Origin of the sequence: Cryptosporangium arvum DSM 44712 (assembly GCF_000585375.1) — a bacterium.
GTDB lineage: Bacteria > Actinomycetota > Actinomycetes > Mycobacteriales > Cryptosporangiaceae > Cryptosporangium > Cryptosporangium arvum.
Genome location: NZ_KK073874.1, coordinates 4881551 through 4906689 on the forward strand (window position 1 = coordinate 4881551; position 25139 = coordinate 4906689).

The 25139-nt window shown below is 72.7% G+C and carries 24 protein-coding genes and 1 pseudogene; 14 read left to right on the forward strand and 11 right to left on the reverse strand.

All coding sequences use genetic code 11. From position 1 onward, the window contains the following. The first annotated feature begins 1 nt into the window (after position 1). From CRYAR_RS21980 to CRYAR_RS22010, 6 genes are all read left to right on the forward strand, one after another. The gene (locus tag CRYAR_RS21980) at positions 2–598 is read left to right on the forward strand and encodes a winged helix-turn-helix domain-containing protein (protein ID WP_211247578.1); all 597 of its coding nucleotides are present in this window, start codon (positions 2–4) and stop codon (positions 596–598) included. 61 nt (positions 599–659) lie between these two features. Further along, on the forward strand, positions 660–884 hold the full coding sequence (locus CRYAR_RS21985) for a hypothetical protein (protein ID WP_035854623.1): 225 nt from the start codon (positions 660–662) through the stop codon (positions 882–884). Between the two features lie 239 nt (positions 885–1123). Then, the gene (locus CRYAR_RS21990; RefSeq protein WP_035854629.1) at positions 1124–2689 is read left to right on the forward strand and encodes a Re/Si-specific NAD(P)(+) transhydrogenase subunit alpha; all 1566 of its coding nucleotides are present in this window, start codon (positions 1124–1126) and stop codon (positions 2687–2689) included. Positions 2690–2691: 2 nt separating this feature from the next. After that, complete coding sequence (pntB, locus tag CRYAR_RS21995; protein ID WP_035854635.1) at positions 2692–4131, forward strand: Re/Si-specific NAD(P)(+) transhydrogenase subunit beta; 1440 nt, start codon at positions 2692–2694, stop codon at positions 4129–4131. A 321-nt stretch (positions 4132–4452) separates the two neighbouring features. Further along, a complete protein-coding gene (locus CRYAR_RS22005; RefSeq protein WP_157017957.1) occupies positions 4453–5073 on the forward strand; it encodes a hypothetical protein in 621 nt (206 codons plus the stop codon). 610 nt (positions 5074–5683) lie between these two features. Further along, positions 5684–5914: a hypothetical protein gene (locus CRYAR_RS22010; RefSeq protein ID WP_157017959.1), complete on the forward strand. Its 231-nt coding sequence runs from the start codon at positions 5684–5686 to the stop codon at positions 5912–5914. Positions 5915–5937: 23 nt separating this feature from the next. Here the strand turns inward: CRYAR_RS22010 and CRYAR_RS22015 are convergent, their stop codons facing one another. The 4 genes from CRYAR_RS22015 to CRYAR_RS22030 are packed head-to-tail and all read right to left on the reverse strand — an operon-like array spanning position 5938 to position 9840. Next, positions 5938–6744 carry an ABC transporter ATP-binding protein gene (locus CRYAR_RS22015; protein ID WP_035854660.1) on the reverse strand — a complete coding sequence of 269 codons (807 nt, stop codon included), beginning with the start codon at positions 6742–6744 and terminating at the stop codon, positions 5938–5940. Then, positions 6741–7709 carry an iron chelate uptake ABC transporter family permease subunit gene (locus tag CRYAR_RS22020; RefSeq protein ID WP_084701962.1) on the reverse strand — a complete coding sequence of 323 codons (969 nt, stop codon included), beginning with the start codon at positions 7707–7709 and terminating at the stop codon, positions 6741–6743. Before CRYAR_RS22020 ends, CRYAR_RS22015 begins: the two co-directional genes overlap by 4 nt. A gap of 56 nt (positions 7710–7765) precedes the next feature. Next, positions 7766–8800 (reverse strand): FecCD family ABC transporter permease, encoded by a 1035-nt coding sequence (locus tag CRYAR_RS22025; protein ID WP_035854674.1) that lies wholly within the window; start codon positions 8798–8800, stop codon positions 7766–7768. After that, a complete protein-coding gene (locus CRYAR_RS22030) occupies positions 8797–9840 on the reverse strand; it encodes an ABC transporter substrate-binding protein (RefSeq protein ID WP_035854683.1) in 1044 nt (347 codons plus the stop codon). Before CRYAR_RS22030 ends, CRYAR_RS22025 begins: the two co-directional genes overlap by 4 nt. Before the next feature lie 151 nt (positions 9841–9991). Between CRYAR_RS22030 and CRYAR_RS22035 the strand changes: the two genes are divergently transcribed. Genes CRYAR_RS22035 through CRYAR_RS22045 form a run of 3 tightly spaced genes read left to right on the forward strand, consistent with a single transcriptional unit; the run spans position 9992 to position 13888 of the window. Beyond that, complete coding sequence (locus tag CRYAR_RS22035; protein ID WP_035854694.1) at positions 9992–10804, forward strand: ABC transporter ATP-binding protein; 813 nt, start codon at positions 9992–9994, stop codon at positions 10802–10804. Positions 10805–10814: 10 nt separating this feature from the next. Further along, positions 10815–11792 (forward strand): ABC transporter substrate-binding protein, encoded by a 978-nt coding sequence (locus CRYAR_RS22040; protein ID WP_035854703.1) that lies wholly within the window; start codon positions 10815–10817, stop codon positions 11790–11792. After that, on the forward strand, positions 11789–13888 hold the full coding sequence (locus CRYAR_RS22045; RefSeq protein WP_035854713.1) for an iron ABC transporter permease: 2100 nt from the start codon (positions 11789–11791) through the stop codon (positions 13886–13888). The genes CRYAR_RS22040 and CRYAR_RS22045 overlap by 4 nt, the downstream gene beginning before the upstream one ends. Here the strand turns inward: CRYAR_RS22045 and CRYAR_RS22050 are convergent. The 6 genes from CRYAR_RS22050 to CRYAR_RS22075 form a co-directional block, all read right to left on the reverse strand. Further along, entirely contained in the window at positions 13881–14240 is a 360-nt protein-coding gene (locus tag CRYAR_RS22050) for a hypothetical protein (RefSeq protein ID WP_035854721.1), read from the reverse strand. The two genes, CRYAR_RS22045 and CRYAR_RS22050, sit on opposite strands and share 8 nt — an antisense overlap. Next, positions 14237–15100 (reverse strand): DODA-type extradiol aromatic ring-opening family dioxygenase, encoded by an 864-nt coding sequence (locus CRYAR_RS22055; protein ID WP_035854730.1) that lies wholly within the window; start codon positions 15098–15100, stop codon positions 14237–14239. The genes CRYAR_RS22050 and CRYAR_RS22055 overlap by 4 nt, the downstream gene beginning before the upstream one ends. Next, complete coding sequence (locus CRYAR_RS22060; protein WP_035854739.1) at positions 15093–15899, reverse strand: citryl-CoA lyase; 807 nt, start codon at positions 15897–15899, stop codon at positions 15093–15095. Before CRYAR_RS22060 ends, CRYAR_RS22055 begins: the two co-directional genes overlap by 8 nt. Beyond that, complete coding sequence (locus CRYAR_RS22065; protein ID WP_211247580.1) at positions 15892–17040, reverse strand: CaiB/BaiF CoA transferase family protein; 1149 nt, start codon at positions 17038–17040, stop codon at positions 15892–15894. Before CRYAR_RS22065 ends, CRYAR_RS22060 begins: the two co-directional genes overlap by 8 nt. A 76-nt stretch (positions 17041–17116) precedes the next feature. Next, positions 17117–17938, reverse strand: coding sequence for an IclR family transcriptional regulator domain-containing protein (locus tag CRYAR_RS22070; protein ID WP_035854750.1), 822 nt, complete (start codon positions 17936–17938; stop codon positions 17117–17119). Positions 17939–17967: 29 nt separating this feature from the next. Continuing rightward, on the reverse strand, positions 17968–18807 hold the full coding sequence (locus CRYAR_RS22075; protein WP_035854758.1) for a helix-turn-helix transcriptional regulator: 840 nt from the start codon (positions 18805–18807) through the stop codon (positions 17968–17970). Between the two features lie 140 nt (positions 18808–18947). Here CRYAR_RS22075 and CRYAR_RS22080 point away from each other — a divergent pair, with 140 nt between their 5' ends. The 3 genes from CRYAR_RS22080 to CRYAR_RS48155 are packed head-to-tail and all read left to right on the forward strand — an operon-like array spanning position 18948 to position 21896. Continuing rightward, entirely contained in the window at positions 18948–19514 is a 567-nt protein-coding gene (locus CRYAR_RS22080) for a DUF4062 domain-containing protein (RefSeq protein WP_051570783.1), read from the forward strand. A 13-nt stretch (positions 19515–19527) separates the two neighbouring features. Further along, on the forward strand, positions 19528–20469 hold the full coding sequence (locus tag CRYAR_RS22085; RefSeq protein ID WP_157017961.1) for a coiled-coil domain-containing protein: 942 nt from the start codon (positions 19528–19530) through the stop codon (positions 20467–20469). After that, a complete protein-coding gene (locus CRYAR_RS48155) occupies positions 20466–21896 on the forward strand; it encodes a hypothetical protein (protein ID WP_035854775.1) in 1431 nt (476 codons plus the stop codon). Before CRYAR_RS22085 ends, CRYAR_RS48155 begins: the two co-directional genes overlap by 4 nt. Positions 21897–21995: 99 nt before the next feature. On the opposite strand, the pseudogene CRYAR_RS51350 reads toward CRYAR_RS48155, so the two are convergent. Next, positions 21996–22079 (reverse strand): annotated as a pseudogene (locus tag CRYAR_RS51350) (hypothetical protein); the annotation flags it as partial. Here CRYAR_RS51350 and CRYAR_RS22095 point away from each other — a divergent pair. Together CRYAR_RS22095 and CRYAR_RS22100 are read left to right on the forward strand one after the other, a co-directional pair. Continuing rightward, positions 22067–22933: a hypothetical protein gene (locus CRYAR_RS22095; protein ID WP_051570784.1), complete on the forward strand. Its 867-nt coding sequence runs from the start codon at positions 22067–22069 to the stop codon at positions 22931–22933. The pseudogene CRYAR_RS51350 and the gene CRYAR_RS22095 overlap by 13 nt on opposite strands. Then, complete coding sequence (locus tag CRYAR_RS22100; protein ID WP_035854783.1) at positions 22930–25098, forward strand: heavy metal translocating P-type ATPase; 2169 nt, start codon at positions 22930–22932, stop codon at positions 25096–25098. Before CRYAR_RS22095 ends, CRYAR_RS22100 begins: the two co-directional genes overlap by 4 nt. Positions 25099–25139: the final 41 nt, after the last annotated feature.

Below are 25139 nucleotides of genomic sequence, written 5' to 3' on the forward strand. Positions count from 1 at the left end.
GATGACAGTGCACGCCCGCCCGGTGCCGGTGACCCGTGTCCGCTCCGGCCGGGCCGCGGAGCCGGACCGGTCGGCCCGGGTCACGGTCGAGATCGACCTCGCCGGAGGCGGCGCCCCCGGGGTCGCGTCCGCGCTCTGCGCGGAGATCAGCGACCTGCTCGCCGAGCACGCGCGCTCCGGGGACACGTCGGTCTCCGCCTCGGTCTCGCTGGGGTTCGGCGACGCCGCGACCCGCCCGGCGGCATCGGCCACACCCCCGGCGTCCCCGGCCTTTCCCGGTGACGACGGCGCGGCTCTGCGGATCGTGGCCGGACGGCGGATCGCCGTGCAGGACGGGGTCGAGGTGCCGCTGACCCGCCGGGAGTTCGACCTGCTCGCGTTCCTCGCGCGCAACCCGCGCCAGGTGTTCAGCCGCAGTCAGCTCATCGACGCGGTCTGGGGGGCGCGCTACCGCGACAGCGAACGCACGATCGACGTCCACGTGCGGCGCATCCGCGTGAAGCTCTCCCCCACCGGCCCGCGGATCGTCACCGTGCGCGGCGTCGGCTACCGCCTGGACCACCCCGAGCGCGTCGCGGTCGTTCCCGGCGTCGAGTGACGTATCAGCGGGTGATTTCGCGGTTCTGTCCTCGCAGAGAAGTCATCCGAGGAGGACACCGATGGTGCACGCATTCGACGACGCGAGCCTGTCCCAGGTGATCGCGGTGTTACGCACGACGACGCCGGAGATCCACACGCTGGAGATGCTCGACGACGTCACGATCCGGATCAACAACGAGATCGTGGTCGAAGGTGACTCCCCGGCCGAAATCGCGTCCCTGCTGGAGTTCTTCATCGCCGAAGACCTGTGGATTCGCAGCACGGAACCCGATCAGACCGCATAATCGACCCCTGTTTTTGTCACTGTCGTTAGACTGAATCAATTGAGGAGGCGCCTTTCGGCGCAATCGGCGTGAGGCGTTCGTTACATCGGTATTCGGACCCACGGAATCCGTGTCAACATCACGCACGTCGTGGTCGCCGCACTGATCGGGGTCCTCGGAAACGTGCCGTCCGCTGCTCGCGGGCGGCTTTTTCTCCCTCGCCGGTCGCGCGCCGAAGGAAGGACGCGGAGTTGACAGAGTTGACGGAGTCGACGGGGTCGGCACAGTCACCGCAGACCCTCGGGGTGGTCGCCGAGTCGTCGCCCGGCGAAACACGCGTGGCCGCGACCCCGGCCACCGTGGGTCAGCTGCGCAAGCTCGGCTACGACGTCGTCGTGGAGTCCGGCGCGGGCGCCCAGGCCAGCTTCGCCGACGAGGCGTACGTGGCCGCCGGCGCCCGGATCGCTCCCGGCCCCGAGGCCTGGGCCGCGGACGTCGTCCTCAAGGTCAACGCCCCCTCGGCGCCGGAGATCGCCGCGCTGGCCGACGGCGCGACGCTGGTCTCGCTGATCAGCCCGGCCGCGAACCCGGCGCTCGTCGAGTCGCTCACCCGGCGCCCGATCACCGTCCTGGCGATGGACGCCGTCCCCCGCATCTCGCGCGCGCAGTCGATGGACGTCCTCTCCTCGATGGCGAACATCGCCGGGTACCGGGCCGTCATCGAGGCCGCCCACGCGTTCGGGCGCCTCTTCGGCGGCCAGGTCACCGCGGCCGGCAAGATGCCGCCGGCGACGGTGCTCGTCGCCGGCGCCGGGGTGGCCGGGCTGGCCGCGATCGCCGCCGCCAACAGCCTCGGCGCGGTCGTGCGGGCCACCGACCCGCGGCCCGAGGTCGCCGAGCAGGTCAAGTCGCTGGGCGGGGAGTTCCTTCCGGTCGGCGTCGCGCAGGAAGCCTCCACCGACGGGTACGCGAAAGCGACCTCGGCCGACTACGACGCCGCCGCGGCCGCGCTCTACGCCGCCCAGGCCGCCGACGTCGACATCGTGATCACGACCGCGCTGATCCCCGGCCGGACGGCGCCGACGCTGCTCACCGCCGAGCACGTCGCGGCGATGAAACCGGGCAGCGTCGTGGTCGACATGGCCACCGCGCAGGGCGGCAACGTCGCCGGGAGCGTCGCGGGCCGCTCGGTGGTGACCGCGAACGGCGTCACGATCATCGGCTACACCGACCTCGCCGGGCGCCTGCCCGCGCAGGCCTCGCAGCTCTACGGCACGAACCTCGTCAACCTGATGAAGTTGCTGACGCCGGAGAAGGACGGGCACGCGGTCCTGAACTTCGACGACGTCGTCCAGCGGGCGATGACCGTGGTGCGCGACGGCGAGAAGACGTGGCCGCCGCCCCCGGTGCCGGTGAGCGCGACCCCCGCCGCGCCACCGGTCGCCGCCCCGGTGGTGGAGAAGGCCCCCGCGAAGCGCAGAAGTCCCGCGCGGCGGGCGCTCGTCCCCGCGCTCGCGGCGGTCGCGCTGTTCCTGATCATCGGCTTCGCTCCGGCCGCGCTCACCGCCCACTTCACGGTGTTCGTCCTGGCGATCGTCATCGGCTACTACGTCATCGGCAACGTCCACCACGCGCTGCACACCCCGCTGATGTCGGTCACCAACGCGATCTCCGGGATCATCGTCGTCGGCGCCCTGCTCCAGATCGGGCACGACCACGTACCGGTGACGATCCTGGCCTCGATCGCGATCCTGCTCGCCAGCATCAACATCTTCGGCGGTTTCGCCGTCACCCGCCGCATGCTGGCCATGTTCTCGAGGAGCTGAGCGTGAACGTCACCTCCGCGGCCCAGGCCGCCTACCTGATCGCCGCGCTGCTGTTCATCCTCAGCCTGGCGGGCCTGTCCAAACACGAGACGTCCAGGGCCGGCGCCACGTCCGGCGTCGTCGGCATGGCGATCGCGCTGGCCGCGACCGTCGTGCTGGCCATCGACGGCGGCGTGGACGTCGTCGGCGGCGTGCTGCTGGTCGTGGCGGTCGTGCTCGGCGCGGGCATCGGGCTCTGGCGGGCCCGGATCGTCGAGATGACCGGCATGCCGGAGCTCATCGCGCTGCTGCACAGTTTCGTCGGGGCCGCCGCCGTGCTGGTGGGCTGGAACGGCTACCTGGAGCACTCGGACGCGCTGACCGGCTCGCTGCTCGGCATCCACCACGCCGAGGTCGCGATCGGGGTGTTCATCGGCGCGGTGACGTTCACCGGTTCGATCGTCGCGTTCCTCAAGCTCTCCGCGCGGATCAACTCGTCGCCGCTGATGCTGCCGGGCAAGAACGTCCTCAACGTCGGCGCGCTCGTCGTGTTCGTGGCGCTCACGATCTGGTTCGTGGCCGCGCCGAACCTGGCGCTGCTGATCGCGCTGACCGTGCTCGCGCTGGTGCTCGGCTGGCACCTGGTGGCCTCGATCGGCGGCGGTGACATGCCGGTCGTCGTGTCGATGCTCAACAGCTACTCCGGCTGGGCCGCCGCGGCCTCCGGGTTCCTGCTCTCCAACGACCTGCTGATCGTCACCGGCGCGCTGGTCGGGTCCTCGGGTGCGTACCTGAGCTGGATCATGTGCCAGGCCATGAACCGCTCGTTCCTCTCGGTGATCGCCGGTGGGTTCGGCATCGCCGCCGGCCCGGCCGACGACACCGACTACGGCGAGCACCGCGAGATCGGCGCGGAGGGCACGGCCGAGCTGCTGGCCGCCGCGAAGAGCGTGATCATCACGCCCGGGTACGGCATGGCGGTCGCCCAGGCCCAGTACCCGGTGGCCGAGCTCACCCGGACGCTGCGCGAGCGCGGGGTCGAGGTGCGCTTCGGCATCCACCCGGTCGCCGGGCGTCTGCCCGGGCACATGAACGTGCTGCTGGCCGAGGCGAAGGTGCCCTACGACATCGTGCTGGAGATGGACGAGATCAACGACGACTTCCCGGAGACGTCGGTGGTGCTGGTGATCGGCGCGAACGACACCGTGAACCCGTCCGCGGCCGAGGACCCGAACTCGCCGATCGCGGGGATGCCCGTGCTGCACGTCTGGGAGGCCGAGAACGTCATCGTGTTCAAGCGCTCGATGGCCGCCGGTTACGCCGGGGTGCAGAACCCGCTGTTCTTCCGGGAGAACACCCAGATGCTGTTCGGCGACGCGAAGGCCCGCGTCGAGGACATCCTGCGCGCGCTGAACACCGGCGCTCCGGCCGCACCGGCCCGCGAAGCGGCTCCCGTGCGCTGACCCGATCGGCTGACCGGCGACCGGAGCCGCGTTCGCCGTGTTCCCAGTACGCGTACATCTACGCCGGCCGGGGGCCGCTGTGGCGGATCGACCCCTTCCCGCTCCGGCCCGCCGGAGCCGCCGTCGGCCAAGGTGTCCCGGCAGCCGTCCCGGCTGCTCTCCGCGCCCTACCGGATCATCGAGTTCACCGGTCGGCACCAGGAACTGCGCCACCTGGCGGCGCGACGGGCCGGACCCGGTCGCGGTGCGGCTGGTCCACGGTCCCGGCGGGCAGGGAAAGACCCGGCTGGCCGCGCAGGCGGCGCAGGCGGCCGGCGCCGGGTGGGAGGTCCTGCTCGCCCGTCACATCGCGACCGACTCGGTCCCGCTGGGCCACTGGCCGACGACCCGGCCCAGCGCCGCGGGCTGTTCGACGCCGCGTGCGAGCAGTTCGCGCCGTTCGTCGGGCTGTCCGGACCCCCGGCGGTCGAGGCCCCGCCGCAACTGGAGACCGATGAGGACTACCGGCTGGCGTTGACCGTCCACATGGCCGCCCTGGCCGCCGTCGACGCCGTCGGCCGTGCGGGCGCGCCGGCACCGGCCGGCCCCGTCCGGGTCGCGGCCTACCTGCTGCGCCGCGAGCGCGAACACTGGACCCGGCTCTACGAGCACCACCCCGACCGGGCCCCGGCCGCCGCCCGGATCCACACCCCACCGGAGGTGATGGCCCAGGTCGTGCACACCGCGACGCTCACCGGGCCTCTCCCGCACGATCCCGCGGTCGCCGCGCTGGCCGCGGCCGGGGTCACCGGAGTGCAGACCCACCAGGCGGCCGGCGAGATCCTTCGCGACCACGCCCGCTGCTACCCCCGCCGGCGGAGGTGTCCGGCGACGCGGCGGCCGGCGGAACCTGGCTCGAACCGCTCTACCCCGATCGGCTCGGCGAGGACCTCCTCGCCCTGAGCACCCCCGGGCATCCGTGGGCGACGGAGCATCCCCCCGATCCCTGGGCCGCCGGTGCACCCCGCCGGCTGCTCACCGCGTCGGGTGAGGATCGTCCTCGGTGGCTCGCGCCCGCGCTCGGGGTCCTGATCGAGGCGGCCTCCCGGTACGAGCACCTCCGCGAGCACCAGCTGTACCCGATCGTCCGCGACCGTCCCCGGCTCGTGCTCCACACCGCCGGCGTCGCGGCCCTGACCACACTGGCCGGCTACGCCCCGGCGGAGATCCTGGCCGCGCTGGAAGCGGTCTTCCCCGTCCATCCGCACACCGGGCTGGACCCCGGGATCGCGGCGCTGACCGCCTCACTCACCGGCAAGCGTCTCGCCGTCACCACCGACCCGGGAGGCGGCGGAGGGCTACCGGGCGTTGGCCGGTTCCGACGCCGCCGCTCACCGGCCCGACCTCGCCGCGGCGCTGAACAACCTCGGGGTGCGGTTCTCCGCGCTGGGACGGCCGGAGGACGCACTGCCCCCCCAGCCGGGAAGCGGTCACGATCCGCCGGCAGCTGGCCGAGACCAACCCCGCCGCCTACCTGCCCGTGCTGGCCCGCGGTCTCTGGGGATTCGCCTGGGTGCGGGTCCGGATCGCACGGGAACTGCCGGAGGCCCTTCCGGCCGTCGAGGAGTCGGTCGTCCTCTATCGACGCCTCGCCGGGACCCTCCCCGCGGTCTTCGCCCGGGACTGGTTCTCGACCCGCCGGACCCACGCCGACGTGCTGGACGGCTCGGGGCGCCACGAGGAGGCCGCCGAGATACGCCGTCGGCTCGCGGAGCGGTCCGGCGGCGGGACCGGGGCCGGCTGAACCCCGCTGCTTCTCCGGTCCGGTCAGCGGGACCCGACGTGGTGGCGGCCGAGCGGCAGCATCAGCGGCTTGTCCGACGTCGGGTCGGTGATGATCCGGCTCTCCAGCCCGAACACCGCGCGCACGGTCTCCTCGGTCAGCACGTCCGCGGGCTCCCCCGCCGCGTGCAGCCGCCCCTCGGCCAGCGCGATCAGGTGATCGGCGTAGCGCGCGGCCATGTTCAGGTCGTGCAGCACCATCACGATCGTGGTGCCCCGGGAGGCGTTCAGGTCGGTCAGCAGGTCCAGCACCTCGACCTGGTGGCTGACGTCGAGGAACGTCGTCGGCTCGTCGAGCAGCAGCACGTCGGTCTGCTGTGCGAGCGCCATCGCGATCCAGACGCGTTGCCGCTGCCCGCCGGAGAGCTCGTCGACCGAGCGGTCGGCCAGGTCCGCGGTCCGGGTCGCGTCCAACGCCGCCGCGACCGCCCGGTCGTCCTCGCGCGACCAGCGCGCCAGCACCCGCTGGTGCGGGTGGCGGCCCCGGCTGACCAGGTCGGCGACCGTGATGCCCTCGGGCGCGATCGGCGACTGGGGCAGCAGGCCCAGCGTCCGCGCGAGCTCCTTCGGCGCGATCCTGTGCACGGCCTTGCCGTCGAGCAGGACGTGCCCGGCGCGCGGCGCGAGCAGACGCGTCATCGACCGCAGCAGCGTCGACTTGCCGCAGGCGTTGGCCCCGACGATCGCGGTGATCCGGCCGGGCGGCACGACCAGGTCGAGCGATTCGATCACCGTGCGGTCGCGGTAGCCGAGCGAGAGCGCTTCGACGGTGAGCGTGTGGCCAGCGGTCACAGGGAGCCTCCCACCCGGTTCGACCGGACGATCAGATAGATGAGGTACGGCGCCCCCAGCACCCCGGTGATGACGCCCACCGGGTACCGGGTGCCGAACGCGAACTGGCCGACGAAGTCCGCGACGAGAACCAGCAGCGCACCGACGAGCCCGGCCGGGAGCAGCAGCGTGCCGCCCGCCCCGAACAGGCGGGCCGCGATCGGACCGGCGAGGAACGCGACGAACGCGATCGGGCCGGTCGCGGCGGTCGCGAACGCGATCAGGCCGACGGCCGCGACGATCACCAGGAACCGGGTGCGCTCGAGCCGCACGCCGAGCGCGGCGGCCGCGTCGTCGCCCAGTTCCAGCAGCGTCAGGCCGCGGGCCGAGAGCAGCAGGACCGGGGTCAGGACGACGATCGCGACGGCCACCGGGACGACCTGCGCCCAGGTGGCGTTGTTGAGGCTGCCGGCGAGCCAGCGGGTGGCCTGCTGCAGGTCCCACTGCCCGGCCTGCGAGAGCAGGTAGGAGGTGACGCTGTTGAGCATCGACGCGATGCCGATCCCGATCAGCACCAGCCGGGTGCCGGCGACGCCGTCGCGGAACGAGAGCGTGTACACCAGCACCGCGACGACGAGCGCGGCGACGATCGCGAACGCCGAAACGCCGGTCTCGGAGAGGCCGAGCACGACGATCGCGAACACCGCCGCGGTGCCGGCCCCGGCGCTGATGCCGATGATGTCGGGGCTGGCCAGCGGGTTGCGCAGCATCGTCTGGAACGTGACGCCGCCCAGGCCGAAACAGAACCCGGTGAGCGCCGCGAGCACCGCGCGGGGCAGCCGTAGCTCGCCGACGGTGAACGAGGCGCCGGGCACGGCCCTCCCCGCGATCACGTCGAGGACGTCGGCGAACGGGTAGTAGGTGCGCCCGAAGCTCAGCGACACCAAGAACGCCGCGACGATCAGCGCCGCGAGCAACGTCAGCATCGCGCGGCGCCGGAGCACGCGGCGCTTCCGGCCGCGGACGACGGTGTCGATCGTGCTCACAGCTCGCGCACTTTCTGTTTCCGGACGATGTAGATGAAGAACGGTGCGCCGATCAACGCGGCGAGGATGCCGACGTCGATCTCGTCCGGGCGGTTGACGATCCGGCCGAGCGTGTCGGCGACCGCGAGCAGCACCGCGCCGAGCACGGCCGAGAACGGCAGCAGCCAGCGGTGGTCGGTGCCGACGATCAGCCGGCAGACGTGCGGCGCGATCAGCCCCACGTACATGATCGGACCGGCCGCGGCGACCGACCCGGCGCACAGCAGCACCGCGCCGACCGCGGCGAGCGCCCGGGTCAGCGCGACCCGTTCGCCCAGCCCGGTCGCGAGCTCGTCGCCGAGCGCGAGCGAGTTCAGCGGCCGCGCCACGGCCAGCGACACGACGAACCCGACGATCAGGAACGGCGCGACCTGGCGGAGGCCGGTGAACGTGGCCCCGCCGACGCCGCCGATCTCCCAGGACAGGAACACGCCGGACACGTCGCCGCGGGGCAGGATGACCGCCCGGATCAGCGAGACGAACGCCACCGTGGTCGCGGTGCCGGCGAGCGCGAGCTTGAGCGGCGTGGCGCCGCCCCGGCCGAGCGAACCGACCGCGTAGACGAACACCGCCGAGAGCCCGGCGCCGACGATCGCGACCCAGACGTAGCTGGTGACCGAGGTGAGGCCGAACGCGGTGATGCCGATGACGATCGCCAGCGCGGCGCCCATATTGACGCCGAGGATGCCCGGGTCGGCGAGCGGGTTGCGCGTCACGCCCTGCATGACGGCGCCGGAGACCGCGAGGGCCGCGCCGACGACGACGGCCAGGATCGTGCGCGGGATCCGCTTGGTGACCGCGGCCTCGTTCAGCGTGTCCTGCTGACCGAGGAAGGCGTGCCAGATGTCGGCGACGCCGACGTGCCGGGAGCCGATCGCGACCGACGCGAAGACGGCCGCCACGAGCGCGGCGACCGCGAGCACGATCCAGAGTGTCCGGACCGGTGCCGGACGCCGTGTCACCACGGCGTCCGGCGCGACGGTCTGGGTCACTTCACTTTGTCGGCCGCCGCCGCCAGCAGCTCGACGTAGTCCTTGGTGACGTACGAGATCGACAGCGGGGTCGGGTTCGCGGCGGTGGCCAGCGGGCCGCTGCCGGGGAAGAACACGACCGAGCCGCGCTTGATCGCGGGGATCTTGCCGAGCAGCGGGTCGGCCTGCAGCTGGCTGAGCAGCTTGTTGTCCGCGTCACCGTAGGACACCATGATGTCCACGTCGTTCAGTTCCTGGATCTGCTCGGAGCTCAGGCTGCCGGAGAATTCCTTCGAGCTCTGCGAGGCCTTCTCGACCGCCGGGGCGTCGGCGAGGCCGAGGTCGCCGAAGAACTGCACGCGGGTGTCGTGCGCGGTGTAGTAGGTGACCTTGCTCAGGTCGGCCGGGTCGATGTGGGTGATGAACATCGCGTTCTTGCCCGCGATGCTCGGGTACTTGCCGACCTCGGCTTTGACCTGCTGCTCGATGCCGGCGATCAGCTTGTCGCCCTCGCTCTTGAGGCCGAGGGCCTCGCTCTCCAGCTTGATCGTGTCGCGCCAGGCGGTCGCCCACGGCGCCTCCGGGTACGCGACGGTCGGCGCGATCTTGCTGAGCGTGTCGTAGTCCTGCTTGGTCAGACCCGAGTACGCGGCCAGGATGACGTCCGGCCGGGTGTCGGCGACCGCCTCGAAGTCGATGCCGTCGGTCTCGTCGAAGAGCACCGGCTTGGTGTCGCCGCCGAGCTCGTCGAGCTTCGCCTTGGTCCAGGGCAGCAGGCCGTCGGTGTCGTCGTCGCCGAAGTTGGCCTTCGCGAAGCCGACCGGCACGATGCCGAGCGCCAGCGGAACCTCTTCGTTCGCCCAGTTGACGGTGGCGACGCGCACCGGCTTCTTCTCGATCGTGGTCGAGCCGAGCGCGTGCTTGATCGTGATCGGGAACGAAGCCCCCGAGCCGGCCGAGGCGTCCGCGGACGCCGAGTCGTCGTCCGCGCCACCGCAGGCGGCCAGAGCGACGCTCATGGCCACTGCGACAGCACCGGCGAGTAACCGGTTCAAGCGCATGGAAAAGCTCCAAACGGGTCGTGGGGGGATCAGGCGAGGCTAACCTAACAGGTCCCCCGGAACGGACAGGAGAGCGCCGGTGGCGGTAATGGCGCAGTTCACAGGGGCCTTTATGGACACGAGGCGACGCGACTTAGGCTAGCCTCACCTTATGAACTTCCCGTCCGCTGCGCTGCGCGGCTCCGGCCTCACCCTCGGTTACGACGGCCGCACTGTCGTCTCCGCCGCGGACCTGGACCTGCGGGCCGGCGAGGTGGTCGCGCTCGTCGGGCCGAACGGCTCCGGCAAGTCGACGCTGCTGCGCGCGCTCGCCCGGCTGCACGCCCCGTCCGCGGGCGAGGTCACGCTGGCCGGCGGGCAGAACGTCGCCGCGCTGCACCCCAAGGAGTTCGCCCGGCGCGTCACGCTGCTGACCCAGTCCCGTCCCACGCCCGGCGGCGTCCGGGTCCGCGACGTCGTCGCGTACGGGCGTCACCCCTACCGCGGGCGGTTCGGCGCCGGTGACCCCGACGGCCCGGAGAAGGTGCGCCACGCCATGGGCGTCACCGGCGTCGAGGCCATGGCCGAGCGCCCGGTCGACGAACTGTCCGGCGGCGAACTCCAGCGGGTCTGGCTGGCGACCTGCCTCGCCCAGGACACCGGCGTCATCCTGCTCGACGAGCCCACCACCTTTCTCGACCTGCGCTACCAGGTCGAGACCCTGGACACCGTCCGCGACCTCGCGGACGAGCACGACGTCGCGGTCGGCGTCGTGCTGCACGACCTCGACCAGGCCGCGGCGGTCGCCGACCGCGTGGTCCTGCTCGACGCCGGGCGCGTACGCGCGACCGGCACCCCGGCCGACGTCCTGACCGCCGACGCGCTGAGCGAGGTCTACGGCTTGCGCATCGAGGTCGAGACCGACGCCGACGGGCGGGTCCGCACCCGCCCGGTAGGACGCCACACCACCCGTGCCCTCACGTAAGGACACCCCGTTGAAGAAGCTGATCGCCGCGGCCGCGGCCGTCTTACTGCTCGCCGCCTGCGGCACCACCGAGGAGCCGGGCGACGACGCGAGCCCGGCCGCGGCCACGGAGGCCGGCCCGGTCCAGGTCACCGACGAGCGCGGCACCGTCAAGCTCGACGCCCCCGCGGCGAACGTCGTCTCGCTCGAGTGGGGCCTCACCGAGACGTTGCTGGCGCTGGGCGTGAAGCCGGTCGGCGCCGCCGACGTCAAGGGCTACAACCAGTGGGACACCAGCCTCCCGCTGGACGCGTCCACGCCGGACGTCGGCACCCGGGGTGAACCCAGCCTGGACGCGATCGCCGCGCTCAAGCCCGACCTGGTCGTGACCGTCACCGACCTGCCGGCCACCGTGATCGCCCAGATCGAGAAGACCTCGACGGTGCTCGCGCTGCGCGGCTCCGACGGTGCCGACCCGATCGGGTACCTGCGCCGCACGGTGAAGACCCTCGCGACGATCACCGGCACCGACGACGTCGGCACGAAGCTGCTCGCGGACTACGACGCGAAGATCGCCGAGGGCAAGGCCGCGCTGGCGAAGGCCGGCAAGGCCGGTGCTCCGTTCACGATGGCCGACGGCTGGGTCGACTCCGGCACGGTCTCGATCCGCATGTACACGCCGGGCTCGTTCTTCGGCGCCATCGGCGAGGACCTCGGCCTGACCAACCAGTGGCCCTCCGGCGGCGACAAGGACTACGGCCTGGCCCAGACCGACCTCGAAGGCCTGACCAAGATCACCGACGCGAAGACCTCGTTCCTCTACGTGGCCAGCAACGACGAGGCGAGCAAGGCGTTCGTGCGGGGGCTGACCGGCAACGCCGTCTGGAAGAACCTCGCGTTCGTCAAGGCCGGCGACAACGTCCACCGCATCCCCGACGGCATCTGGATGTTCGGCAGCACGCCGTCGGCCGCGAAGTACGTCGACGCGGTCGTCGCCGCGCTCACGTGACCACGACGCTCGACGCACCGGTAGCCCCCGGCACCACCGCCGGGGGCAAGCCGGTCCGCATCACCGTCGCGTTCGCCCTCGGGCTGCTGTTGCTGGCCGGGCTCTCGCTCTGGCACCTGACGCAGGGCACCGCGCGGCTGGGGCCCGGTGAGCTGCTCGCGGCGCTGGCGCCGGGGAACTCCGGCAGCGACGACCGCGCCGAGGCCGTCGCCGTGCTGATCGCCAGCCGGGCGCCGCGGCTGGCCGCCGCCCTCCTGGTCGGCCTCGCGGTCGGGGTCGCCGGCGCGGCGCTGCAGTCGGTGGCCCGCAACCCGCTGACCTCCCCCGACACACTCGCGGTGAACGCCGGCGCGTACGTCTCGGTGGTGGCGGTCGCGGCGGCCGGCGTCGCGCTGCCGTTCGGTCTGCGCGGGGTGATCGCGTTCGTCGGCGGCCTCGCCGCGTCCGCGCTCGTGCTGCTGGTCGCGCGCGGCGGCGCGGCCGGGCCGACCCGGCTGATCCTCGCCGGGTCGGCGATCGCGCTGGCGCTCAACTCGCTGACGATCGTCCTGCTCATGCTCTTCCAGCAGAACACCGTCGGCCTGTTCGCCTGGGGCAGCGGCACCACCGTGCAGTCCGGTGCCCGCCAGGTGACGATGGCGGCGCCGGTCGTTGTGCTCGGCGTGCTCGCCGTGCTGCTGCTCGCGCACCGGCTCGACGTCCTCGGGCTGGGCGACGACTCGGCCCGCGTGCTCGGGGTCGGGGTCCGGCGCACCCGCGTGCTCGCGGTCGTCCTCGCGGTGCTGCTCGCCGCGACCGCGGTGACCGTGGCCGGGCCGATCGGGTTCGTCGGGCTCTGCGCGCCGGTGATCGCCCGGCTGGTCGCCCGGCGCGTGCCCGGTCTCGGCAACCACCTCGTCCTGCTGCCGTTCGCCGGGCTGGTCGGCGCGGTCGTCGTCGTGCTGGCCGACGTGCTCCTGCGGTTGTTCGTGCCGTCGGACAAGGTCATCTCGGTCCCGACCGGCGTGCTGACGACGATCGCGGGCGCGATCGTGCTGGTGCGGCTGGCCCGGCGGGTCCGGGACGGCGGTCCGGCCGCGGCCCCGGCGCGGGGCGCGTCCGGCACGGTCCGGTCCCGACGGTGGGTCGCCGTGGTCGGGGTCGTGCTGGCCGGCCTGACCGTCGGCGCGCTGATCGCCGCGCTGCTGCTCGGCGACCGGCTCGTGCTGCTCGGCGACGTGGTGAACTGGTGGCGCGGTGCGTCCGGCCGGGAGGTCACGTTCGTGCTCGACCAGCGGTGGCCGCGGGTGCTGGCCGGGCTGCTCGGCGGGGCGGCGCTGGCCCTGGCCGGTTCGATCGTGCAGGCCGTCTGCCGCAACCCGCTGGCCGAGCCGTCGCTGCTCGGCGTCACCCCCGGCGCGAGCCTCGGCGCGGTCGCGGTCGCGCTCCTGGTCCCCGGTATCGGCATCTGGCCGGTGATGGGCATCGCGACGCTCACCGCGCTGGCCACGTTCGCGCTCGTCTACCGGCTCGCGGCCGGGCGCGGGCTCTCGTCGGACCGGATCGTGCTCGTCGGTATCGGCACCAGTACCGGCGCCACCGCGCTCACCACACTCGTCATCGTCGTCGCCCAGCCGTGGAACACCAACCTGGCGCTGACCTGGCTGGCCGGCTCCACCTACGGGCGCAGCCTGACCCAGGTCGCGCCGGTCGCGCTGGCCCTGCTGATCGCGCTGCCGGTGACGCTCGCCGGCGCGCGCACGCTCGACCTGGTCGCGCTGGACGAGGACGTACCGCGGGTGCTGGGGGTGCCGCTCAACCGGGCGCGGCTCGCGTTCCTCACGCTCGCGGCCGTGCTGACCGCGGCGGCCGCCTGCGCGGTCGGGGCACTGGCGTTCGTCGGGCTGGTCGCACCGCACGCGGCCCGGGCGCTGGTGGGGGCGCGGCACCGCCGGTCGGTGCCGGTCGCGGTGGCGCTGGGCGCGGTGCTGGTGAGCGTGGCCGACACGCTCGGGCGCACCGTCATCGCCCCGTCCCAGCTCGCGGCCGGTCTGATGACGGCGATGATCGGTGCGCCCTACTTCATCTGGCTGCTGTGGAAGGCCCGGCTCAGGTAGCGATGTCCGGATAGGGCAACGAGAGGTGCGACATCTGCGCCGCGTACTGCTTCACGTAGCCCAGCGGCTCGTGGTCGTGTTCGAACATCGCGATGAACAGCGTCAGCGTGAGGAAGGGGTGTGCGCCCATCTCGAACAGCTTCACGTGATCCTGGGCGGTCAGCGCCTCGCGCTCCTCGTCGGTGAACGCCAGCCAGGTCGACCGCTCCTGGGTGGTGACGTTCAGGATCTCGTTGGCCTTCTCGGCCTCCCACCACGCCACGGTGCCTGCCGGGTCGGTCTTGTACCGCTCCACCAGGTCCGGGTCCCGGTCCACCGTGTACAGGAACTTGTTCACCAGGTACTTGCTCACTTCGGCGCACCTCCGGGGTACCAGGTGAAGTAGGCCTCCATCGTGTGGAACAGGTCGACGGTCTCGGTGTAGTCGGCCTTCGCGCCCTCGCCGGCGACGCCCATCATCAGCATGAAGTCCATGAACCCGTGGGTGGCGTTGCCCGGCCGGTGCAGGCTCTCGAGCGTCACCTCGGCCAGGCAGCCCTCGATGTCGCCGGAGGCGATCCACTCGACGGCCTTGCGGTCGAACTCCGGGTCGGGGCCGGTCGGCCCGAACTGGCGCGGCCCGCCGAGCTCCAGCGACAGGTGACCGGTGCCGATCACCGCCACCCGCTGGTCACCGGGCATCGACTCGACCAGCTCCCGGATCGTCCGTCCGAGCTGGACGAACCGCTTCGGCTGCGGCAGCGGCGGCGCGAAGATGTTCGTGTAGATCGGCACGATCGGCAGGTCGGCCTCGGGGCGCAGCGTGATGATCGGGCACGTGACGCTGTGGTCGATGCGCAGCTCGTTGCTGAACGCCAGGTCGAAGCCCGCGTCCAGGCCCTGGCGCAGGATGTGCTCGGAGAAGGCCTCGTCACCGGCCAGGCGCATCCGGGGCAGCCCGAACTCGCGTTCCTCGTTGTACCAGTTGGCGTCGTAGGCCGGTGCCTTGCCGACGAGGAACTGCGGCATGTTGTCCAGCCAGAGCTGGTGGAAGTGGTCCGAACCCACCATGACCAGGACGTCGGGACGCGCCTTGGTGAGCGTCTCCCGGAAGTTCTGGATCTTCGCGATCCACTCGGCCGCGAACGGCGGACGTTCCTCCTCCGGCAACGTGCTGGTCTTGTAATAGAACGGGTGGTGGGTGGACGCGATGACCGCGACCAGTTCAGCCATTCTGGCCTCCGTAAGGCTCCGGTGCTACCGAGCGATTGTTCAGGTCCACTGACAGGAAAATGTCGTTGGCGACGGGGTTCCTGATCTCTTCGGCGAGTTGCCCGATCAGGCCGGCGGTACGGGCCAGCAGGGCGAACCCTCGCAGCAGCTCGAGGGGCAGGCCGAGGTCGGCCAGCGCGGCTCCGCACACCCCCGCCCCGTTCAGCGGCAGCGTCTTGCCGAGGATCTCCGGGTGCACGCGGCCGATCGCGGCGAACAGGTTCAGGTGCGGCCCGAACAGGTCCTCCTCGCGGGCGATCGCGAACAGGCGCGGGGTACGCGGGTCGCCGTCCTTGTGCACGTGGTGTCCGAGGCCGGGGATGAACCGGCGGGCTTCTCGCTGCTCGGCCACGACCGTGCGGGCGAAGTCGTCCCAGCTCTCGTCGGGCTGCTTGCCGGCGAGGGCCTCGTGCAGGAACCGCCCGCAGTCCTCGGTGACGCCGAGGAACCGGGAACCACCGCCGAGCAGACCGGCCGCGAGGGCCCCCTGGATCGAGTCCGGCGCGCTCAGGTAGGTCAGGCGGGTGACGATCGCGGTCGGCGTGAACCCGTGGTCGGCCAGCGCGGCCAGCACGGCCTCGAAGACGCGGGCCTCGCCCTTCGTCGGGCGCCGCTGCGTGGCCAGCCAGAACGCCAGCTCACCGAAGCCCACCTCGCCCATGACGTCGTCGGCGAGGCTGCGGCCCAGCAACGTGATCTCGTGCCGGCTGGAGGCGCCCAATGCCGTCGGGTAGCTCGGGGCGGTGGGGTACTCAGGCACGCGGAACTCCCAACCACTCGCGGATCTCGTCGCCGTGTTCATCCAACTCCGGTGGGGCCGACCGGTACGTCGGCGGGGTCGCCGAGAACCGGATCGGGTTACGCACCGTCGGGACGTCCCCGATCTCTACGACGGGCTGCAAGCCCAATCGTTCAGCCAGCTCGACACCTCCTTGCACGGAGTTGATCGGGCCGCACGGCAGACCGGCCTCGGTGAGGACGCCGAACCAGTCCTGCGCGCTCCTGGCCGAGAGCGCCTCGAGCAGCAGCGGGCGCAGGAGCTCGCGGTTGTCGTTGCGGCGGCCGACCGTGTCGAACCGCGGGTCGTCGGCCCACTCCGGGTGGCCGAGCACCTCGGCGAGCCTGCGGAACTGGCCGTTGTTGCCGGCCACCACGATCAGATCGCCGTCGCCGGTACGCAGCGGCTCGTACGGGAAGAGGCTCAGGTGCGCGTTGCCCATCCGGGTGGGCACCACTCCCCCGGCGACGTAGGCCGAGGTCTGGTTCACCAGGCTGCTCAGCGCCGTCGAGAGGAGGTTGGTCTCGATGTGCTGGCCCTCGCCGGTCTCGTCGCGGTGGTGCAGCGCGGCCAGGATGCCGATGACCGAGTGCATGCCGGTCATCACGTCGAACACCGAGATACCGGCCCGGAACGGTGTGCCGTCCGGGTCGCCGGTGAGGCTCATCAGGCCCGACATGCCCTGGACGAGCAGGTCGTAGCCGGGCAGCTTCGCGCCGCCGGCGCTGCCGAAACCGCTGATCGAGCAGTAGATCGTGCGCTCGTTGCGTGCTCGCACCGCGTCGTAGTCCAGGCCGAAGCGCCGCAGCCCGCCGGGCTTGAAGTTCTGGATGAAGACGTCGGCCTTCCCGGAGAGCGCGTGCGCGACCTCGAGGTCGGCCGGGTCCTTCAGGTCCAGCGCGATCGACCGCTTGTTGCGGTTGACCGACAGGTAGTACGTGCCGACGCCGTCCCGGGTGGGCGGTACCCAGCCGCGGGTGTCGTCCCCGGCCGGGCCCTCCACCTTGACGACGTCGGCGCCCAGGTCGGCGAGCAGCATCGTCGCGTACGGCCCGGCCAGGACCCGCGAGAAGTCCGCGACGAGCACTCCCGACAGCGGCCCCGCACTCTTGTCCTCGGTCACCGGCATACCCCCAACCACCATGCGGACACTTGTCCGCCAGCGTCCCGCCCCCTCGGCGCAGTGTCAAGAAGGCCCGCTACGCGGACTGGGTGCGCCGCTCGATCTCCGAGTGCGGACGCGACTGCCAGAGCGCCCACTCGGCGCTGACGTCACCCGCGGTGCGCAGGAGGCGGGGCAGGTGGGCGTCGAGGAGGGTCTGGAGCGACGTCTCGGCCGCGTGCACGGTGACGTTCATCGCCGCCCGCACCCGCCCCGAGCCGTCACGCACCGGCGCGGCGACCGACCGCACCCCCGGGGCGAGCTCCTCGTCGGCCAGCGCCCAGCCCCGGGCCCGCACCTCGGTGAGCTCGGCCGTGAACTCCGCCGCCGTGCGGCCGATGTACGGCGGGAGCCCGGCGCGGCTCGGTTCGGCCAGCACCCGATCCACCTCGGCCGGCGCGAGCCCGGCCAGCAGCACCTTGCCCTGCGAGGTCTGCGCGGCCGGGAACCGGGTGCCGATGTCCACCCGCAGCGTGATGATCTTCGGCACCGAGACCCGGGCCACGTAGACGATGTCGGAACCGTCGAGCTGGGCCATCGACGAGGACTCGCCGGTGGCCGCGACCAGACGCTCGAGGTGCGGCCGGGCGATCTCCCACAGCCCCTGCGAGCTGACGTAGGCCATACCGAGCGCGAGCACCTTCGGGGTGAGCGCGAACCCGCCGCCCTCGGCGGTGCGCACGTACCCCATCTCCTCGAGCGTCAGCAGCAGCCGCCGGGCCGTCGGGCGGGCCAGGTCGGTGGCCGCGGCGACCTCACTCAGCGTCATCACCGGCCGGCGCGCGTCGAAGCACGCCAGCACGTCCAAGCCCCGGGCCAGGGCCTCGACGAAGTCCGGCCCGGTTCCACGATTCGCCATCGCCCCAGACTAGCGGACGAACGTCCGCATCATGGACGACTTCCGGCGCCGACGGCTGACAGCAGCTGCATCTTGTCGTAGCTCTCGCTGCCCGGTATCGCGGTGTAGACGAGCAGGTAGTGCGACTGGCCCGGGTCGACGAGCGTCTGGCAGGCCAGGTCCAGCGCCCCGAGTTCCGGGTGGACGAACCGCTTGGTGTCGCCCGGGTACACGCCGACCTCGTGGCGCTCCCAGAGCTCGCGGAACTCCGCACTCTCGGCGAGCAGGAGCTCCACGTAGCCGGCCGCCCGGGAGCCGGGGCCGCGCAGGGTGGCGCGCTCGCGCAGCCCGGAGACCCACATGCGGGAGAGGAACGGGTGGTCCTCGGCGGCGTAGAGCGCCCGCGAGGCGGGCTGGGCGAACCAGCGGTAGCCGATGCTGCGCGCCGGGCCGGTGAACTCGGTCGTCACCCCGGTGAGCGCGACGCCGAGCGACGTCTGGCGCAGCGTCTCGCCGAGTTCGGTGACGATCTCCGCGGGAGTGTCGCCGAGCCGGTCGAACACGCGCAGCAGGCCGGGGCTGATGTGGTCACCGGACGGGCCGCGGGCCGGCGGGGTGTGCCCGGCCAGCCGGAACAGGTGGTCGCGCTCCTCCAGCGAGAGGTGCAGGCCCTGCGCGATCGAGGCGATCATCTGTTCGGACGGCTGCGGCCCGCGCTCGCGTTCGAGCCGGGCGTAGTAGTCGGCCGACATGTGGCAGAGCGCGGCGGCCTCCTCGCGACGCAGCCCGCTGGTGCGCCGGCGCTGCCCGCGCGGCAGGCCGACGTCCTCGGGCTGCAACGCTTCACGACGGCGCCGCAGGAACTCGGCCAGTCCGGTTCGATCGATCACGTCTCGTTTCTACCGCCCGGCTCCGGCGCTATCCACGGCTCACCGATCCGAGGATGCGCACGCTGCTGGCCTCTACGCGACCACTCCCTCACAATGAGTGTTCATCGACCACGGATCGGTGGGAGAGGCGGCCCGGCACGATGACCACTTCGCACCTCCCGTCGCGGCGGGTGTTCCTGTCGCACACCGCCGAGTTGGCGACCTTCCCGGAGCCGCCGGCCCAGTCGTTCGTCGCCGCCGCGATCGATGCCGTCAACCGCCTCGGTCACGTACCGGTCGACATGCGGTACTTCGCGGCCGCGCCGGAGACACCGGCCGCCGACTCCGTCCGGGCCGTTCGCGACTGTGACGTCTTCCTCGGGATCTGGGGCCACCGCTACGGCTCGATCGTGCCCGACGACCCGGAGCGTCGCTCCTACACCGAACTCGAGTTCGACGCGGCGAGCCTGACCGGGAAGCGGTGCCTGCTTTTCCTGCTGGACGGCGACGGGATGCTGCCGCGGCGCTTCTTCGATCCGGAGACCGCGGAACGGCAGAAAGCGCTACGGGACCGCGGCAGCCATCTCATCCGGAAAACGTTCGGCACCCCGGAGGAGTTAGGCCTGGAGATCGTGACCGCGCTGGCGACGTTGCCGACCGCGCCAGCGGGCCGCGGCACGCAGTACGGCGACGGCCGCGTCCAGGTCAACGTGTTCCCGCCGGCGTGAGTCCGGGGTGTTCATGGCTGGTGACACCTATCGGGCGTTCCTCGCCGCGGCGGTGGCCGCCGTCGCCCTCTCGGCCGGCGCGTGCGACACGGGGAGCACGACACACTGCACTGCCGGAGCCGCCCTGGAGAAGTCCGCGCACCTGGCCCGCGCGCTCGCGGAGTACGCGGACGCCGCCCGCGTGGACGAGGGCGACTGCGCCGAGGAGGGAACCGCGCGGGTCTCCGGTCACCGGGCCGAGGCGCTACGGGCGGTCGCGCGAGCGCAGGCGGCGGAGCGGGCCGGCGACCCCGGGTCCGCGCGGAAGGCTTATCTGTCCGCCTGGACGACGGACCGGGACAACGCGACCGCGGCCGCCGGCCTCGTCCGCCTGACCGAGCACCCGGCCGACGTCGATCCGGTATGGGCCGGTGCCCAGCGGCTGGCCGACGAGGGCTATGACGAGGAGGCCCGCGCCGAGGTGGTCGCGGTCCTCAAGGCCCACCCCGACCAGGTCGTTCCGCGGAGCCTGCAGACGCTCCGGCGGACGCCGCCGCCCTCGGCGCCGCCGACCGCCCGGGCCGCGGCCCCGCCACCGCGCGGGGGTCCGGGGTGGACGTGGCCGGACACGCTGATCGTGCTGGTAGTGGCCGGGTTCGCCGGTGTCGTGGGCTACCTGCTGGCCCGGCTCGATCGGCGCTCCACGATCGCGACGGCGGACCAGAGCCGCGCGCTCGCTGCTTCCGGCACGAAGATCGAGCGGCTCGGCCTGCGCGTAGCGGACGAGGAGAACCGCGCTCGTACCGCCGACGCGGAGCTGCGCGCCGAGTTCACCGGGCTCCGCCAGGAGAACCGACGACTGGCGCGCGGCGTCAACGCGTTGATCAGATCCGCCCGGCAGTCCGGAGCCGAGGGTGGCCCGTCACACGTGCGTTACCTCCGATCAGAGACCGACGACGAGGACGGTGCCCAATGACCACGTCCCGACTGGAGTTGAGCGTTTACTGGGTCGGCGGGGCGGCGGGCCGGTTGGTCATCCACCGCGCGGTGGAGCCGACCGGGCGCCCGGCGGACGACATCGTGCAGATGTGGGCGACCGATCGGTGCCACGAGACCGACGTCGTGACCGGCGTCGACCTCGGCCCGGCCGTCGGCGCACTGACGCGGGGCCGGGTCGTGGAACGGCCGGTTCGCATCACGCCGTCGATCGTCGCCCGGCGGATCGTCTCGGCCGGCGAGATCGACGCGCTACTGGCCGACCTCGTGGACACGGCCGGCGTCCAGTTGCTCTACCGGATGACGGGCACCGCGGACGACTCGACCGGCGACGATCGTCGCCCGGCTCTCACCGCCCTCGACATCACGTACTACGAGCGCGATCCGCTGAGCGCCCAGCTCTTCTCGACACTCGATCCCGGTACGGCCGGCATGCGACGCGCGGACCGGCCGCCGGGCCGCTCCGCGGAACACCGCCGGGCCCGGGGCGACGCCCACTCGCGCGGGCCGGGTCGACGCGACCACCCCGGCGCGGCCGGGCTCGACGACGACCCGGAGCAGAGGCTCCGTGACGCCCTCGACCGCCTACGGCTGCGTGATTGCCGCGGGGTGCAGGTCGGCGAGCACAACGTTCAGATCAACCGGTTCACGGCCGAGTCGGCCCCCGGCGAGACGCTCGACTTCGCCGGGGTGATCGACCGGCCGGGGGTTCGTGATCGGCTCGCCCGGCTCGCCCGCGACCCCGGAGACGACACGTTGCGCGCGGACGTGGTGGAGGCGCTCGGGCCGGGCTGGTGGTCGGCCGACCGTATCTGCCTGACCGTGCCCCGCCGGACGCCGGTCGGGTGGCTCGAGGGTCTGCTGATGTTCGACGTCCGAGGGCTGCAGGTCGGAAACGAGGCGACGCAAGAGAACCTGTTCGTCTACGCGCTGCCGCCGCTGCCGTCGGCCGGGAAGCTGCTGGAGGCGCGCCCGGAGCTCGCGAAGGCGCTCATCGATGCGGTGTGCCCCCCACCTGACCAGGGCTTCTTCGCTGCCGACGTCCATAGCCGGTTCGATCGCGAATTTCGGCAGTCGTTGGACGCCGTCGACGTGAACTGGGACGGCATCGGAACGCCTCGGGTCTTCGAGTTCCCCGGGCCGGGCCGGATGCTCCGCCTCGACTCCGTCGACGGCGCGACGATCGGCCCGCACGGACGGCAGCGCCACCACCGGTCCGAACACGTCCACGCCACGCCCGAATTCGGCGGCCGCGAGATGCACTACACCTCGATCGAGGACCTCACGGACTTCCTCGACGTCGACACCCGGCCGCACCGGCCCGGCCACCTCGACGACGATCGCATTTCGACGCGTGAACACGTCGAGGGAATCGGCCGAATCGACGGCGGACGGGGCGGGCGGTGAGCTGAGCGCCGCCGGGCCGGGGTCACCGGCCGACGCGGCGTCGATGCGTTCGCGGAGCAGGTCGGCGTGGCCGAGGTGGCGGGCGTACTCCTCGATCAGGTGGACGACGACGTCGCGGAGCCGGGGTTGGTACCTATAGGGGGTACCCGTATAGTCGAGGGTGTCGTCGAATGAGGGAGGCATCCGTGCGTACGTCGCTGCGCCTGTCCGCGTTCGTGCTCGGCCTGGTCGTCGTGTTCGCCGCGGCCACCGGGCTGGGGCGGTGGGTCGGCCCGGAGCCCGAACCGCCGCCGGCCACCGCGGCCGAGCACGGGGCCGAACCGCACGGCGAGCAGGCCGGGCACGCCGACGCGGTCCCGGCCGGGCTGCAGACCACCCAGGACGGGTACCGGCTCCAGGCGCTGACCCCCGCGCTCACCACCGGCGCGCCGCAGCCGTTCCGCTTCCGGATCCTCGGGCCGGACGGGCGGCCGGTCACCCGGTACGCCACCGAGCACGAGAAGGATCTGCACCTGATCGTCGTGCGTCGTGACCTCGCGGGCTTCCGGCACGTGCACCCGGTGCTCGGCACCGACGGCACCTGGGAGATCCCCCTCGCGGTGGCCGCGCCCGGCCAGTACCGGGTGTTCGCCGACTTCCGCCCGGCCGCGCTGGACGACGGCCTCACGCTCGGCGTCGACGTCCCGGCGCCCGGCGACTACCGGCCGGTACCGCTGCCGGCCCCGGCGCCCACCGGCACGGTCGACGGCTACACGGTGACGCTCACCGGCACGCTGACGCCCGGCACGGCGTCGACGGTGACCGCGGCGGTGAGCCGGAACGGGAAACCGGTCACCGACCTGCAGCCCTACCTCGGCGCCTCCGGGCACCTGGTGGCGCTGCGCCAGGGCGACCTGGCCTACCTGCACGTCCACCCGCAGTCCGGCACGACGTTCGTCGCCGAGGTACCGTCCGACGGCGCGTACCGCCTCTACTTCGACTTCAAGCACGGCGACGTCGTACGCACCGCCGAGTTCACCCGGGAGGCCGGCCGATGATCGAGCTCGAGATCGGCGGCATGACCTGCGCGTCCTGCGCGGCGCGCATCGAGAAGAAGCTCAACCGCCTCGACGGGGTGAGCGCGAGCGTCAACTACGCCACCGAACGCGCGACGATCCACACCGACGGCGGGCACAGCGCGGACGAGTTCATCGCGACCGTGGAGAAGACCGGGTACACGGCCGCGCTGCCGGCCACGGTCGTGGAGGAGCCGGAGTCCGACCCCGCGCGCACCCGGCTGCTGGTGGCGATCGCGCTGACGGTGCCGGTCGTGGTGCTCGCGATGGTGCCGGCCTGGCAGTTCGAGTACTGGCAGTGGCTGTCGCTGACGCTGGCCGCGCCGGTCGTCGTCGCCTGCGGGCTGCCCTTCCACACCGCGACGCTGCGTAACCTGCGCCACGGCGAAGCGTCGATGGACACGCTGGTGTCGCTCGGCACGCTCGCCGCGTTCGGGTGGTCGCTGTGGGCGCTGTTCTTCGGTACCGCCGGGATGCCGGGCATGACCCACCCGTTCAGCTGGAGCCTGGGCGACGAGGATCCGCGCGGCACCATCTACCTCGAGGTCGCGGCGGGCGTCACGACGTTCCTGCTGGCCGGGCGCTACTTCGAGTCCCGGTCGAAGCGCCGGGCGACCGGGGCCCTGCGCGCGCTGCTCGAGCTGGGCGCGAAGGACGCCGGTGTGCTGCGCGACGGCGTCGAGACCCGGGTCGCGGTCTCCGCGCTCGTCGTCGGCGACCGGTTCGTGGTGCGCCCGGGCGAGACGATCGCCACCGACGGCGTCGTCGAGGACGGCGCGTCCGCGGTCGACGCCTCGATGCTCACCGGCGAGCCGATCCCGGTCGAGGTGGGGCCGGGCGACGCGGTGACCGGCGGCACCGTGAACGTCGGCGGGCGGCTGGTCGTGCGGGCCACCGGCGTGGGGCGCGACACCGAGCTGGCGCGGATGGCCGCGCTGGTGGAGCGCGCGCAGGCCGGGAAGGCCCCGGTGCAGCGGCTGGCCGACCGGATCTCCGGGGTGTTCGTGCCGATCGTGCTGGCGTTGTCGGTGGCGACGCTCGGCTTCTGGGCCGGATCCGGCGCCGGGTGGACCACGGCGTTCACCGCGGCCGTCGCGGTGCTGATCATCGCCTGCCCGTGCGCGCTCGGGCTGGCGACCCCGACCGCGCTGCTGGTCGGCACCGGGCGCGGAGCGCAGCTCGGCGTGCTGATCAAAGGCCCGGAGATCCTGGAGTCGACCCGGCGCGTCGACACGATCGTGCTCGACAAGACCGGCACCGTGACGACGGGCCGGATGACCGTCCACGACGTGATCGCGGCCCCCGGCGAGGACCCCGCCGAGGTGCTGCGCCACGCCGCCGCGGTGGAGGCCGGCAGCGAGCACCCGATCGCGCGGGCCATCGCCGCCGCCGGAGTCCCGGCGACACCGGTCACCGGCTTCCGCAACGAACCCGGCCGCGGCGTCGTGGGCCGGGTCCCCGGCGGCGTCGGTGAGGTCGTCGTGGGGCGGGTCGAGCTCCTGCGCGAGCGGGGCTACCAGGTGCCCCGCGAGGTGGTGGACGCGATGCGCGGAACCGCGGTGGCCGTCGGCTGGGGCGGCGCGGCCCGGGGCGTGGTCACCGTCGGGGACTCGGTGAAGCCGACGAGCGCCCGCGCGGTCGCCGAACTGACGAAGCTCGGACTCACCCCGGTGCTGCTCACCGGCGACAGCGAGGCCGCGGCGCGGGCCGTCGCGGCCGAGGTCGGCATCGACCGCGTCGTCGCCGGGGTCCTCCCGGCCGGCAAGGTCGACGTGGTCGGCCGGCTCCAGGCCGAGGGGCGGGTCGTCGCGATGGTCGGCGACGGCGTGAACGACGCCGCCGCGCTCGCCCGGGCCGACCTGGGGCTGGCCATGGGCACCGGCACCGACGCCGCGATCGAGGCCGCGGACCTCACGCTCGTCCGCGGTGACCTGCTCGCCGCCGTGGACGCGATCCGGCTGTCCCGGAGCACGCTGCGCACGATCCGCGGGAACCTGTTCTGGGCGTTCGCCTACAACGTCGCGGCGATCCCGCTGGCCGCCGCGGGCCTGCTCAGCCCGATGCTGGCCGGCGGCGCGATGGCGTTCAGCTCGGTCTTCGTCGTCCTCAACAGCCAGCGGCTGCGTCGCTTCACGGCGCTGTCCTGAACCGCGGTCCCCGGCGGCGGGCGCCGCCGGGGACGACGAGG